Consider the following 12,218-nt stretch of genomic DNA (forward strand, 5'->3'; position numbering starts at 1 on the left):
ATCCGCAGGAGCAGAAAATGCTGACAAAGGCATTCCTTGCGCATCAACAAGAAGATGGATCAGAACACCCTTTCCTTTATATCCATACGCAACTTCAGCTCCGTCGCCTTTGCCGGAAGAGAAAGAGCCGTCAACGGCTCCTGAATTCCACTGTATCAGCCCCCCGTTCTGGGCGGCTCCGAGAATCCGGGCTTTCAATTTGTCAATCGTTCCATCGGAATGCCAAGTCTTCAGCCAGCGATGAGCTGAACTTTTTGATGCCCATTGTACACCCTTGGGCAAGTCGCACCAGCGGCAGCCGGTTGTCAAAATGAACAGCAGCGAATTCAAAACCTTGCGCGGATGCGCCGCAGGCATTCCACGGCCTTTTCTTTCTTTTTCGGGAAAAATGTCCTCAAACAGCTTCCATTCCGCATCGCTCATTCCCTCAAATCTTCCTGACATGCTCTGCCCTCCTTGGAGAGAGCAGTTTAACACCTTTCAGGCATTAGTGGGATAGGTTCATAGTATTTCATTCTTTAGACGGTTTGAAAAACTATATATACGCCGTGTCGGGAATTGCCGCAGCTCATTTAAAGTTTAAAATGGCCCCTTTCAAGCAACAAATGCCTCGCGGCTCCGGGCCGTGACCCGTTGCAAGTTTGAAATGGCTCGTTTGAAGTTTGCAACGCCTTATTTCAAATTTAGAACGTCTCATTTCAAACAAGGAATGACTGATAGGTGTTAAACGCGCTGCATCGCCTTCACATCTGAGGCATCACAACAAGCCGCGCTGCGCAGGCAATTTGGATGAAGATAATGGACAGGCTGGGATTTCGCTATTGCTTAACCTAACCCAGCCTACGCGCTGTGACATCGAGCGAAGTTTTCCAGAAAGAACCCTCGATGTTTTTCAGGAAGCAGCAGGGAGGATGGGGATTTCATATAACCACTCTATGCTGGGTATTTCCAGATTAAAGTCTGGTACGGAATAGAGCGATGAACGCTCTATGTGTCCATTATATCCTATCTTGTCAATTAAATAACTATATCGCTCGAATTCTTCGTCACTGAGTCTTGGATCCAAAGTTACCTTTAATATGACTTTATCTAACGGAATTTGAAAACGGGCTATATCGCCAGGTACTTCGGAAATATGCCGAGAAAGAATCAACCTTACTTCCTCCTCATGCTTGAAGGAGTCGCGTTTATAAAGAATAACACTAGATGAAACAGGCGAATACGCTGGTGCTCTAAGGACATTGCGAAGGAAATCTTGAGATTCAAGCATTTCCTTCAACTCGGCTTGAGATTTGTACTGTACCTTTCCAAGAAACACCTGTTCCATTGGAGGTTCGAACTGCGGCTTTCCTAGGGTTAAGAGGGCCTGAGCAGATGCCGTTACCAATATCCCGCGTCTATCGGTGGAGTAAATGCGCCACATTGCATCTGATTCACCGGAAAAGGACCAGCATTGAGCAAAGAGCATTGATTCAAAATGAGGAAGTCGAAGCTTCTTACCCGTTAATGCCTCCGTAATCATTCGGTTGAACGGATTTTCGAAGGGGTCTTCCCAGCATGAAGGCCGGACCAAAGCGAGCCATTGGTTTCGAACGAGATCAACAAACCGTTCAAACGGAAAAATCCGATGGATATGCATGGTTCCTTCAAGAAACAATTGCTGCTCGAAGTCATCAAATCCAATAAGGCCTGAATTTACTATTGGCATAGTTTGATTTGCATAACAAGTTAATGATATAGATTGGAGAGAACGGAGCGATGCCCAATTTACGGTGCTGCCTGATGAGTCAGATAACTATCGGGACTGCCTCTGTCAACAGGGAAAGCCAGCTCTTCCTGCGCAACCGTCTTCAACTCCGGCAGCTTGCTGGTCACAGCCGCACAGTCTGTAGCAATATCATTTCCACGCCGGAGCGTGAACACCCATTTCCCTCTTATGCTACCCTCGATCCAACGGCACTATCCGCAGCCACGGCAGAAAGCACTAACCGCTCGTTGCCATCTGCGTCCTTCTCCTTCGCTGCCAACACCATGCCTTGCGAGGCAATTCCCATCAGCTTGGCGGGCTTCAGGTTCGCCACAATAATCACCTTGCGCCCGATCAGCTCTTCCGGCTGATAATGCTTGGCGATACCCGCGTCAGCTTGAGCAGCTTTTCAGCCTTGGCGATTTTCTCTGCCGCGACAATCTCTGCCACCCGCAGCTCAACTTTGCCAAAATAAATGCGCAGGCCGTTCCGCCTGCTGAAGGTTCATTGCTGGATGCAGCTTTATCGGGCATAGTTTGCCAATATTTTACCTGCAAGCGGACAAAGTTGTTGCAATGCGCTGGGAGGTGCTTATGTTAACCCAAGTTGTGACCTGTAACATCTTGAAAAATCCATGCTTCCCTGCATGTGTTATTTGGGCCTGGTGCCGGTCGACGCGCCTCTCGAAGACAGGTCCGGCCAAACTTCGGGCTGTGCTGTACATGGCCGCTGTTGTCACTACGTGCTGAAAACACGTCTCCCTTACCAGCCAAAATATGCGCCGTCTTGCCTGTCTGGATGTCTTACCTCTTGACAGCCAAGACGTTATCTACTTGACCAGCCGCTGCCGGATGCGGCGGCAATCTGTCAGCAGCTCGTCGGGCATGACTGGAAGCGAATTTTTGAGAATAGTTTCAGCGCGGCGGCAAACAGTGTCCGCCTCGTCCAGCCGTCCTTGCGCCTCATGCAGCAGGGCAAGACTGCGCAGGCTGAAGCCGACGGACGGATGTCCGCTGCCGAGCGCATTCTCCCAGAGAGCAAGAGCGCGGCGGTGCAAAGCCTCCGCCTCATCCAGCCGTCCCTGCGCCTTGCGAAGTTCAGCCAGATTGCTCAATCCCTTCGCCGCTGCCGGGTGCTCCTTGCCCAGAGAGGTCTCCCAGATTGCCAAGGCTTGCAGATAGAGCTTTTCCGCCTCGTCCAGCCTGCCCTGCGCCTTCAGCTGTCCGGCCCGCTCGCTCAAGACGGCTGCTGCGGCCGGATGTGTCGGCGGCAGCGTGACTGTCACATCCGACGAAGAATTCGCCCTGCCTGCCGCTGGACAAAACAGGGCTGCCAGCAGGCAGCCCGCCAAGATCTTCCTTTTGACCGCACGTTTCATTTTCTCTCCTTTGCTGTCCAATTGCTGAGCCGCCTCTGCTTATTTTGTAGCAGACAAGCCGCGCTTGCGCAAGGGATTGGGTACCTATCCTGCTCCGCCTGCCTCTTCTGCGGAAAAGGCTGCTTTTCAGAGAACGGTTGAGATTAGATGAGCATGGCGAAGATTTTTTCAAACGGCGGTCGGCGGCGAAAGCAGGCTGCGTCAAGACAAGGCACTGGAAAGAGAGAGGATGTTTCGGCAGCAGATAAAAAGCCAGCATTCCGCAGGGTTTCGCCGCAGACTGCCGCACAAGGCGGTGAAAATCCAGCGGCGGCAGTCCGAGCCGGCAGCTGGTTTGTGGAAAGGCAAATCGGGCTGTATCGTTTTTGACGGCTCCGGCTGTTTTCAGGTACAACGTAATGCAGCCTTGCCTCAGCCTCACTCTTGCCGAACTTCCTCCTATGCTTTGGGAAACTGTCAAACAAACTCTGGCCTCCGCACTGCCTGTCAGCGAGTACAGCCTCTGGATCAACCCGATCTCCTGCGTGCGCGAGACGCAGCAGATGCTGGAAATCGCCTGCCCAGACCGCTTCTTTTGCGCTTGGGTTCGTGACCGCTATCTGAAGCTGATTGAAGCAAGCCTGAGCAGTTTGACCGGCTCGCCGCCTGCGGTCTTGCTGACCGTTGCCGCCGCGCCGCAGCCCCAGCAGGAGGCGAACGGCTCCGGCCAGCTCCGCCTGCCAGGGATGAGCAAGTTCAAGGCCTCGGTGCGCTCGCTTCATCCGGGCTACACCTTTGAGCAGTTCATGGTTGGTCAGTCCAATTTGATGGCCCGCGCCGCCTGCCGGGCTATTGCTGACGCAGATCCGTCCTTTGGCAACAGCTTGTTCCTCACCTCCGGCACCGGCTTGGGCAAAAGTCATCTCACCCAGGCAGTGGCGCATCAGGTGATGCTCCGTGCGCCGCAGACCCGTCTGCATTATCTCACTGCCCAGCAGTTCTCTGCCGAGATGGTCAAGTGCATCCGCGAGAACAGCATGGAGCAGTTCTCCGGCAAGTTCATTCAGGGCTGCGACCTGCTCCTGATCGAGGATGTCCACACTTTGAGCGGCAAGACCAAGACCCAGGAGGAGCTGAACAACATTCTTGATTATCTGATCAAGGCCGGCAAAAGGGTCATCCTCACCTCGGCAGTGGCTCCGCGCTCGCTCAACGGCGTGGACGAGGATTTCCGCTCGCGCATGACTTCCGGTCTGGTCACAGACATCAAGGCCCCGGAGTACAGCACCAGAGCGGCGATCATCCGGCACAAGGCCGCCACCAGCTGCCTGTCCTTGGGGGATGATCATGTCCATCTGCTTGCCGAGCATCTTCAGGGCGACATCCGCCGGATTGAGAGCGCGCTGCTCGGTCTGCGGGCCAAAGCCAGCCTCTGCAACACTCAGCCGGACACGGACATGGTGCGCGAGGTGCTGGAAGGTCTGGTCAGCTTTGATCAAGGCGGCAGGGGCAAACGCCTCAACGGCGAAACCATCCGCGAGCTGGTCAGCAGCCAGTTCCGGGTCTCCATTGACGAGCTGCTCTCCCGCTCGCGCAAGCAGGCGGTCTCCTTCCCCCGGCAGATCGGCATGTATCTGACCCGCAAATACACTGAAGAGTCCCTGGCAAACATCGGCAGCCTCTACAACCGCGATCATTCCACCGTGCTCTACGCCATCAAGGCTGTCAGCCGCGACATCGCCCAGAAAAGCAGCGTCCGCCAGCAGGTGGAGATGCTGACGGACAAGCTGGGGACGCAGCAGCCCGGCGCATTGGACTGAGCTGAGCCAGAAGCAGCCGGAAGCGGTTTGGCAGAACAAGGCTGCGGCTTGACAGCAAAGAGTTTTTGTTAAACAGCAGCCTTGTGTTGCTTGACAACAACCTTCTTCTGCCCGACAATAGCTCTTTGCTGCTGAGCAACAACCTTGTGCTGCTTGGCAGCAGCTTTTGTTTGCCGAGCAACAAAAGGCTGCGGCTGAACAACAGAAGGTTGTTGCCAAACAGCAGAAGGTTGCGGCTTGGCAGCAAAGAATTAGTGCTCGGCAGAAACTCCTTGTTGCCGAGCAGCAGACCGATGCAGGCTGGCCGCGCAGCAACGAAAGCGTCTTGCAACCAGCCGCTGTTTCCCTTGCACCCTTCACTTGGAGCGAATAGACATCATGCAGCAGGCTGAAGTCCGTTTTATCGGCGTGGTTCATTGCGACATCCTCCGCCCAGAGGATGCGCCCCCTTTTTACGATGAATCCGAGCGCACAGGCGTTCTGGAAATCTTCCCCGAATATCATGACGGGCTGGCTGGCATCGCTGCCGGGCAGACGATAACCACGCTGTTCTGGCTCCATCTCGCTGACCGCAGCACGCTCAAGGTCTATCCGCGCGGCGACAGAACAAAGGGCCTGCATGGCGTGTTCGCCACCCGCAGCCCGATGCGGCCCAACCCGATCGCAGTTTCCGAGCTGCGCGTGCTGGCCGTGAACGGCGGCAGCATAGAAGTCTCAGGCCTGGACATCATCAACGGCACGCCCATTCTCGACCTTAAAAAGCGGATGAAAGGCTGAGACAATTCCGCTCTTCCTGCTTGCTTTTCAGCACGGCGGCGGTAGAATAGCGTTTTTCCGCCATTACAGCAGAAACAAACATTTTTTTCATCCCAAGGAGAACGCAGCCATGAAGTCCAAAGTCCTCGCGCCTGCCGCCGCTGCCCTGCTCATCAGCCTGTCCGCCGCCGCTCAGGCCCACAACATTCCTGAAGGGGCCGCGCCGCTGGAGAAATCCGAGCAGTGCGCCGCCTGTCATTCGGAAATCTACAAGGAATGGCAGGAGTCGTTCCATGCCAAGTCTTCTGTGCATGAAGATTCCGCGCACAAGGCCATGCATCAGGCCTTCAGCAAGTTTCTGACCGATCAGGGCAAAAAAGCCAATTACCACTGCGCGGCCTGCCACGCGCCAATGGCCGACAATCTCAAGGCCCTGATGAGCGGCGAGGCCGCGCCAGACAGCGGCAACTGGACGCAGACCGACGGAGTGGGCTGCACTTTCTGCCATCGCATCGAGGCGGTCGACAAGGGCAAGAACTTTGATCAATACACCTTGGGCAAAGACGGCGCATACCACACCAGCCGACCAGCCAACCCCAAAGCACCGCATCCCACTGCCCAGTCGCCGCTTTTCGCTGACGGCAAGGTCTGCATGGGCTGCCACAGCCAGTACATCAACCCGCACGAGGTGCCGGTCTGCGTGATGACTGAGGAAGGCATAGGCAATTGCGTGACTTGCCATATGCCGCCGACCGAGGGTGCTCCAGCGGTTGGCTCAACAGCCAAAATTCATGCCTCGCACCGGGTGCTGGGCGGCCATGATCTGGACATGCTGCAAAAGGCGGCGGCTCTGGATCTGAAGATCGAGGGCGGCGGCAAGGAGCGGGCTGTTGTCGTGACCGTGAAAAACATCACCGAACACACCTTCCCGTCCACCAACCCGATGCGGATGGCCTTTGTCAAGGTGCGGACCAAGGACAAAAACGGCGCGGTGATCTGGGAGAATTTCAAGGAAGACCCGCTCAAGGAGGACAAGCAGGCAGTCTTCTTCAAAGCCTTCAAGGCAGGCGACAAAGTCGGGGTGCCGTCGTGGGCTGCGGAAGGTCTGGCCTTTGACACCCGCCTCAAAGTGGGCGAGACCCGCAGCCTGAGCTATCCGATTTACAGCCCGGAGATCAGCGAGATCGAGGCGGAGCTGATCTATCTGCTCTTCCCGCCCAAGGCCATTGACACCTTCGGCATTCCCAAAGACGGGGTGAACGACAAACGCTATTCAGTGGCGAAAAAGTCGGTGAAGGTGCGCTGAGGCGAACGCGTGAGGGCTGCTGCTGTCGCGTTTTCTCTGCCGCTGGGTGATGAGCGGCAGGATGATTTGTTCATGGGCCAAGCTCTTGGCCATGCGGCTCACGCTGCGGCCCAAAACGAGGTCCCGGTGGGCGCGGTGCTGGTCAGTGCCGACGGCAGCCTGCTGGCCGGGGCAGGCAACTGCTGCGTTGCAGCCAATGATCCTGTCGGCCATGCGGAAATCCGTGTTCTGCGCATGGCGGCAGCCTTGGTTGGCAACTACCGCCTGCCCGGCTCGACCCTGTACGTGACCTTGGAGCCGTGCCCGATGTGCGCGGCGGCCCTGCTTTTCGCCCGCGTCAGCCGGATTGTCTTTGGCGCGGCGGATCCGAAAAGCGGCGGTGTGCAGTCGGTCTACCGCATCGGCGGCGACGGCTGTCTGAACCACCGCTTCAGCGTCACTGGCGGGGTGCGGGCGGAAGAATGCGGCGGCATCCTCAAGGACTTCTTCCGGCAGCGGCGCTGAAAAAGAGCCGCGTCCTGTTTTTTCTGTTGTCAAAAAGCCGGACTTGGTTTAAAAAGGACGGCAAGCAGCAATGCCGCGAAGCACAAGGCGGCTGCGGAAGGTGAGAGCAGCTTTGTCCCGACTGTTGCTTTTCACAGCTCAGGAGAGGTGACCGAGCGGCTTAAGGTGCACGCCTGGAACGCGTGTGTACGCAAGTACCGTGAGTTCGAATCTCACCCTCTCCGCCATATTTGACAGATGACCCCAAGTTTGACAGCCGGGTCCTGCGCAACAAGGAATCGTGAACCCCGTCAGGTCCGGAAGGAAGCAGCGGCAGCGAAACTTCTTGTGTGTTGCAGGGGTGCCCGGCTGTCTTTTTTTTATTTTGCCGCGATGAAATCTTTCTTGCTTCTGCCGTTTTTTCTGCTGCTGTTTGTCGGCTGTGAAAATGTGGACACGCAGCTGGCGGTGGAGGCCGGTCTTGACGCGTTCAAGGCGGTCACGCTCAGTGATGAGCAGGTGCGGCTCTACGCCCGCCAAGCCGCTGAGCTGGCAGACGGCAAAAATCAGCTCGCGCCGCCGGACAGCCAAGAAGCCCGGCGGCTGGCCGCGCTGCTCAACGGCCCGCTGCGGGCGGACGGCAACAGCTATGACGTGCAGATTTATCTGACCGACGAGGTCAACGCCTTTGCCATGGCCGACGGCACGATCCGTCTCTACAGCGGATTGATGAAGATGCTGAGCGATCAGGAGCTGCTCTTTGTCATCGGCCACGAGATGGGCCATGTGGCTCGCCAGCACATCCGCAAAAAGCTGATGCTCGTCTACGCGGCCAGCGCGGTGCGCAAAGGAGTCGCAGCCCAGCAAGAGGGAACAGCCGGAGACATCGCCCGCTCGGTCTTGGGAGATTTTGCTGAAGCATTGCTCAACGCCCAGTTTTCCCAGCAGGAGGAGCGCGAGGCGGATGATTACGGTCTGGCCTTCGTCAAAAGCCGGGGGCAAGATGGTGAGGCGGCGGTCACTGCCCTGCGCAAGCTGGCCACGCTGGGCAGCAGGCACCATTTTCTTTCCAGCCACCCGGCCCCGGAAAAACGGGCTAGCCGCCTGCGAGACCGTTTGGACGGCAAGGCCGTAGACGAGGAGCCGAGCGGGCTGGCGGCGGCGGTGTGGGCTTGGCTGAGAGAAAAGCTGGCCTTTCTGGCGGGCTTGGTGCTGGCCTTGCTGCCGCAGTGAGCCGGGCTATTTTTTCTTCCGCTGAAGATTGTACTTCTTCATCTTGTATTGCAGCAGGCTCTTGGTGATGCCGAGCTTTTCCGCCGCTCTGGCCTGCACCTGCTCCGACTCCTCCAAGGCTTGGCGGACGAGTTTCTCCTCGATGCCGTTGAGGATGTCGGCCAATGGCAGCCCGGCAGGCACGAACTGCTCCAGCTCCACTCCGGCACTCCATTCCTGCGCTGAAGGCAGCTGACTGGAATCCGGCTGCACATCCTCAGCCTCGATGCGGCAATTGTTGCAGAGGATGGCCGCCCGCTCGATGGTGTTCTCCAGCTCGCGGATATTGCCTTCCCACGGCAGGCTGACTAAAAGCCGCATGGCCTCCGGCGTGATCTCGAACTTCTCCTTGCCCAGTCGCTGGCTGTTTTTTTCCAAGAAATGCTGCACCAAGGCTGGGATGTCATCCACCCTCTCGCGCAGCGGCGGCATCTGAATGCGGATGACATTGAGGCGGTAGTACAGATCTTCGCGAAAATTGCCCTTGTCGACCTCGTCCTTCAGATCCTTGTTGGTGGCGGCGAGGATGCGCACGTCAATGTGGATCGTCTTGCTGCCGCCCACCCGCTCAAAGGCTTTTTCTTGCAGGACGCGGAGGAGCTTGGTTTGCAGGGGCAAGGCCATTTCCCCTATTTCATCAAGGAACAGCGTGCCGGTGTCGGCCAGCTCGAAGCGGCCTTTGCGCATGTAGGCAGCATCAGTGAAGGAGCCTTTCTCGTGCCCGAACAGCTCGCTTTCGAGCAGGTGCTCGGAGAGGGCGGCGCAGTTGACAGAGATGAACGGGGCCTCCTTGCGCGGGCTGAGGTTGTGGATGGCGCGGGCGACTAATTCTTTGCCGGTGCCGGACTCGCCGGTGATCAGCACTGAAGACAGTGCCGGAGCCACCTTCTCAATCAGCCGATAGACAGCCTGCATATTCGGGTTCTTGCCGATCATGCCGCCGAAGCCGGATTTGTAGGTGGCTTCGGTGCGCAGCCGGTTGACCTCGCGGATCAGGCTGTAATGCTCCACCGCCTTGCGCACGGCGGCTATCAGAGCCTCGTTAGAGAAAGGCTTGGCCAAATACGTGAACGCGCCGAGGTGCATGGCCTGCACCGCCTTGCCGACCTCGGCGTAGGCGGTGACGAGGATCACCGGCAGATGGCGGTTGAACTCTTTCAGCTTGGCCAGCAGCTCGATGCCGTCCATGCCCGGCATCTTCATGTCCGTCAGCACCAGATCGAGGTCAGTCTCGCGGGCGACTTTCAAGGCAGCCGGGCCGCAGTCGGCGGTGAAGACCTCGTAGTCCTCGTCGCGCAGCAGTTCGGAAAGAACAATCAGATAATTCGGCTCATCGTCAACAACAAGTATGGTCTGCATGGTCTGATGCGTTAAATGTCGAGGTTCGGGTGCGCGTGCGCAGGCGATCACGGAGCTGCTCCATGATCGAGTCGGGCGGAAAGAAACCGGTCGCCCTGCCGGCCAAACCCCGGATGCGGCTGTCGCCGTGATAGTCGCTGCCGCCGGTGGCCAGCAGGCCATGCTGCTTGGCCAGCCCGATGAAGAGCTGCACCATGGTGTAATTGTGGCCGGGATAGTGAATCTCCAATCCGTCTAAATGCCGTTCGGCCAGCTCACGGATGAGCTGCGGCTGGGCTTTCAGCTCCGGGTCTATGATGCCGGGATGGGCCAGCACTGCCACGCCGCCAGCTTCGTGTATTATAGCAATGGTTTCCGCTGCTGAATAGGCAAATCGCCCGCACCAGGCCGCTTTGTTTCTGCCGAGGTAGAGAGTGAAGGCTTGGTTCAAGCTCTGCACATAGCCTTTGGCCAGCAGCAGGCGGGCGATGTGCGGTCTGCCGGTTTGGCCGCAGCCGGAGAGCCGCTCGGTCTCCTCCAGCGTTATGGCGATGCCGAGCTTGACTAATTTGTCCAATATCTGCACGTTGCGCTCGGCGCGTCCCTGCTGGAGCCGGGACAGGGCGGCGCAGAACTGAGGATTGGCCAAGTCCACGCCGTAGCCGAGAATGTGCACGCAGCCCTCGCCGTGCCGTGCGCTGAGTTCCAGCCCGCTGATCACCTCCACGCCATGCGCCGCGCCCAGCTGCATGGTTTCGGTCACGCCTTCCACCGTGTCGTGGTCTGTCAGGGCGAAACCGGCCAGCCCGCTCGCCGCCGCCATGCGGATGAGCTGAAGCGGAGTGGCGGTGCCGTCGGAATAGACAGAGTGGGTGTGAAGATCAACGCACATATGGAGATAAGTGCTGAGATGAGAGAGAGTGTAAATTCAAAATTTTATACCACCCGGCGTATAATTGCAAGAACGCATTTGCGCCGCTTGGAAGCGCAGACGGAAATTTTCTGTTGACCAGCGGTCAGCAGGCCAGTAAAAGGAGCATTTCTTTGCGGCAGAGCATTATTCATCTCTCAAACAGCGTTCAGCGATGGCGGCTACTAAAAAAAAGACACAACGAAGCCCGGAGCAGGGCGAGAAGGCGATGATCGCCGGCATCTTGGAAGGCAGCCCGGAGGCGGTTGGCGTGGCTGTGATTCGGCTGAGCTGCGGCTGCCGCAAGATGGCGGCGGTGAGCCTGGCAGGCGAACCGGCCAGCAAGATCATCATGTACCGCGATCAGGCGGAATCCGTCTGCGCTCAGTGCAAGCAGGACAACGGCGACTACATGCGAGTGACCGAGCAATTCATCAGCTGGAAGGAGCCGGAGCCGGACGAAAAGACAAGGCGGACGATCAGCGCGAAGGTGCTGGGCACGACAGAGGATTTGCCGAACTAACTGCACTCTCGTAGAGCGCGGCATACCTGCGCCCTGTTTCCTCCCAGCGCAGGCCGAGCTCGGCCACAGTGCGGCGGGCTTGCTCGCCCATGCTGCGCCGTTCTGCCGAACTGCTGAGAAGCTGCGTCATCTGCACGGCCAATTGCCGCGCATCGCCGGGCGGGAAGAGCAACCCCTCTTTGCCCGGCGTGATCAAGTCTTGCACTGCTGGAATGCTGCTGGCCAGCACTGGCAGCCCAGCAGCCATTGCTTCCAGCACCACGTTTGGCCTGCCTTCAGCAAAACTGGCGAAAACAAAAACATCCGCCTTAGCCATGAACTCCGGCATCCGCTCCGGCGCAACTGCGCCATGAAAGCGCACCTTGCCGCTCAGATCGTTTGCTTGGCAGAATATCTCCAGCTTTTCTCGCTCCGGCCCGTCGCCGACGATGTCCAAGAGCCAATCTGTTTCGGACAAAGCTGCCGCCGCCTCAAGAATCACCTGCACTCCTTTGCCGGGCAGCAGATTGCCGGCGTAGAGAAAGCGCGGCGGTGCGGCGGCATAGTCTCGCCTCTCACCCGCTGCGAAAAAGGCCGGAGCGATGCCGTTGGCTATCACGCTGATCTTGTCGGCAAAGGCAGGGAAGTATGCAGCCAAGGTTTGCTGCAAGGACGGGCTGACCGTGACTATCTGCCTGCTCATGATAAAACAGCAGCGCACCAGCAG

General features: G+C 57.7%; 12 protein-coding genes, 1 tRNA gene, 1 other RNA gene and 1 pseudogene. 8 read left to right on the forward strand and 7 right to left on the reverse strand.

Going from position 1 to position 12,218, the window contains the following annotated elements; genetic code table 11:
* The 4 genes and pseudogenes from ACNKID_RS02160 to ACNKID_RS02175 form a co-directional block, all read right to left on the reverse strand.
* Window positions 1–444, reverse strand: a 444-nt coding sequence (locus ACNKID_RS02160; RefSeq protein ID WP_417911789.1) for a transposase, incomplete at its 3' end; no start/stop codon positions are given.
* A gap of 448 nt (window positions 445–892) precedes the next feature.
* A complete protein-coding gene (locus ACNKID_RS02165; protein WP_417911790.1) occupies window positions 893–1,708 on the reverse strand; it encodes a DUF2971 domain-containing protein in 816 nt (271 codons plus the stop codon).
* A 226-nt stretch (window positions 1,709–1,934) separates the two neighbouring features.
* Window positions 1,935–2,218: pseudogene (locus tag ACNKID_RS02170) on the reverse strand (methionine--tRNA ligase); the annotation flags it as partial.
* Between the two features lie 358 nt (window positions 2,219–2,576).
* Window positions 2,577–3,125 (reverse strand): tetratricopeptide repeat protein, encoded by a 549-nt coding sequence (locus ACNKID_RS02175; protein ID WP_417911791.1) that lies wholly within the window; start codon window positions 3,123–3,125, stop codon window positions 2,577–2,579.
* A 398-nt stretch (window positions 3,126–3,523) separates the two neighbouring features.
* Here ACNKID_RS02175 and dnaA point away from each other — a divergent pair, with 398 nt between their 5' ends.
* The 7 genes from dnaA (at window position 3,524) to ACNKID_RS02210 (ending at window position 8,702) form a co-directional block, all read left to right on the forward strand.
* Complete coding sequence (gene dnaA, locus ACNKID_RS02180) at window positions 3,524–4,924, forward strand: chromosomal replication initiator protein DnaA (protein WP_417911792.1); 1,401 nt, start codon at window positions 3,524–3,526, stop codon at window positions 4,922–4,924.
* 360 nt (window positions 4,925–5,284) lie between these two features.
* On the forward strand, window positions 5,285–5,701 hold the full coding sequence (gene tsaA, locus ACNKID_RS02185) for a tRNA (N6-threonylcarbamoyladenosine(37)-N6)-methyltransferase TrmO (protein WP_417911793.1): 417 nt from the start codon (window positions 5,285–5,287) through the stop codon (window positions 5,699–5,701).
* A gap of 109 nt (window positions 5,702–5,810) precedes the next feature.
* Window positions 5,811–6,986 carry a multiheme c-type cytochrome gene (locus ACNKID_RS02190; protein ID WP_417911794.1) on the forward strand — a complete coding sequence of 392 codons (1,176 nt, stop codon included), beginning with the start codon at window positions 5,811–5,813 and terminating at the stop codon, window positions 6,984–6,986.
* Window positions 6,987–6,995: 9 nt separating this feature from the next.
* Window positions 6,996–7,490, forward strand: a complete 495-nt coding sequence (locus ACNKID_RS02195; RefSeq protein WP_417911795.1) for a nucleoside deaminase — start codon at window positions 6,996–6,998, stop codon at window positions 7,488–7,490.
* A gap of 141 nt (window positions 7,491–7,631) precedes the next feature.
* Window positions 7,632–7,717, forward strand: a tRNA-Ser gene (locus ACNKID_RS02200).
* Between the two features lie 27 nt (window positions 7,718–7,744).
* Window positions 7,745–7,843: signal recognition particle sRNA small type (ffs, locus tag ACNKID_RS02205), an RNA gene on the forward strand.
* 31 nt (window positions 7,844–7,874) lie between these two features.
* Entirely contained in the window at window positions 7,875–8,702 is an 828-nt protein-coding gene (locus ACNKID_RS02210) for a M48 family metalloprotease (RefSeq protein ID WP_417911796.1), read from the forward strand.
* 6 nt (window positions 8,703–8,708) lie between these two features.
* On the opposite strand, the gene ACNKID_RS02215 is transcribed toward ACNKID_RS02210, so the two are convergent.
* Window positions 8,709–10,100 (reverse strand): sigma-54-dependent transcriptional regulator, encoded by a 1,392-nt coding sequence (locus ACNKID_RS02215; RefSeq protein ID WP_417911797.1) that lies wholly within the window; start codon window positions 10,098–10,100, stop codon window positions 8,709–8,711.
* Window positions 10,078–10,971 carry a PHP domain-containing protein gene (locus tag ACNKID_RS02220; RefSeq protein ID WP_417911798.1) on the reverse strand — a complete coding sequence of 298 codons (894 nt, stop codon included), beginning with the start codon at window positions 10,969–10,971 and terminating at the stop codon, window positions 10,078–10,080. The genes ACNKID_RS02215 and ACNKID_RS02220 overlap by 23 nt, the downstream gene beginning before the upstream one ends.
* Before the next feature lie 193 nt (window positions 10,972–11,164).
* Between ACNKID_RS02220 and ACNKID_RS02225 the strand changes: the two genes are divergently transcribed.
* Window positions 11,165–11,512: a hypothetical protein gene (locus ACNKID_RS02225; RefSeq protein WP_417911799.1), complete on the forward strand. Its 348-nt coding sequence runs from the start codon at window positions 11,165–11,167 to the stop codon at window positions 11,510–11,512.
* On the opposite strand, the gene ACNKID_RS02230 is transcribed toward ACNKID_RS02225, so the two are convergent.
* Window positions 11,469–12,218: glycosyltransferase family 4 protein (locus tag ACNKID_RS02230; RefSeq protein WP_417911800.1), on the reverse strand; the 750-nt coding region annotated here is incomplete at its 5' end. The genes ACNKID_RS02225 and ACNKID_RS02230 overlap by 44 nt on opposite strands.

This window comes from Candidatus Electronema sp. TJ, from assembly GCF_048287355.1.
Classification (GTDB): domain Bacteria; phylum Desulfobacterota; class Desulfobulbia; order Desulfobulbales; family Desulfobulbaceae; genus Electronema.

Bases quoted from the DNA above. Each gene is read 5' to 3' on its own strand.
- ACNKID_RS02225 (WP_417911799.1), top strand. From the start codon at position 11,165: ATGGCGGCTACTAAAAAAAAGACACAACGAAGCCCGGAGCAGGGCGAG.
- ACNKID_RS02220 (WP_417911798.1), bottom strand. From the start codon at position 10,971: ATGTGCGTTGATCTTCACACCCACTCTGTCTATTCCGACGGCACCGCC.
- ACNKID_RS02175 (WP_417911791.1), bottom strand. From the start codon at position 3,125: ATGAAACGTGCGGTCAAAAGGAAGATCTTGGCGGGCTGCCTGCTGGCA.
- dnaA (WP_417911792.1), top strand. From the start codon at position 3,524: ATGCAGCCTTGCCTCAGCCTCACTCTTGCCGAACTTCCTCCTATGCTT.
- ACNKID_RS02190 (WP_417911794.1), top strand. From the start codon at position 5,811: ATGAAGTCCAAAGTCCTCGCGCCTGCCGCCGCTGCCCTGCTCATCAGC.
- ACNKID_RS02215 (WP_417911797.1), bottom strand. From the start codon at position 10,100: ATGCAGACCATACTTGTTGTTGACGATGAGCCGAATTATCTGATTGTT.
- ACNKID_RS02165 (WP_417911790.1), bottom strand. From the start codon at position 1,708: ATGCCAATAGTAAATTCAGGCCTTATTGGATTTGATGACTTCGAGCAG.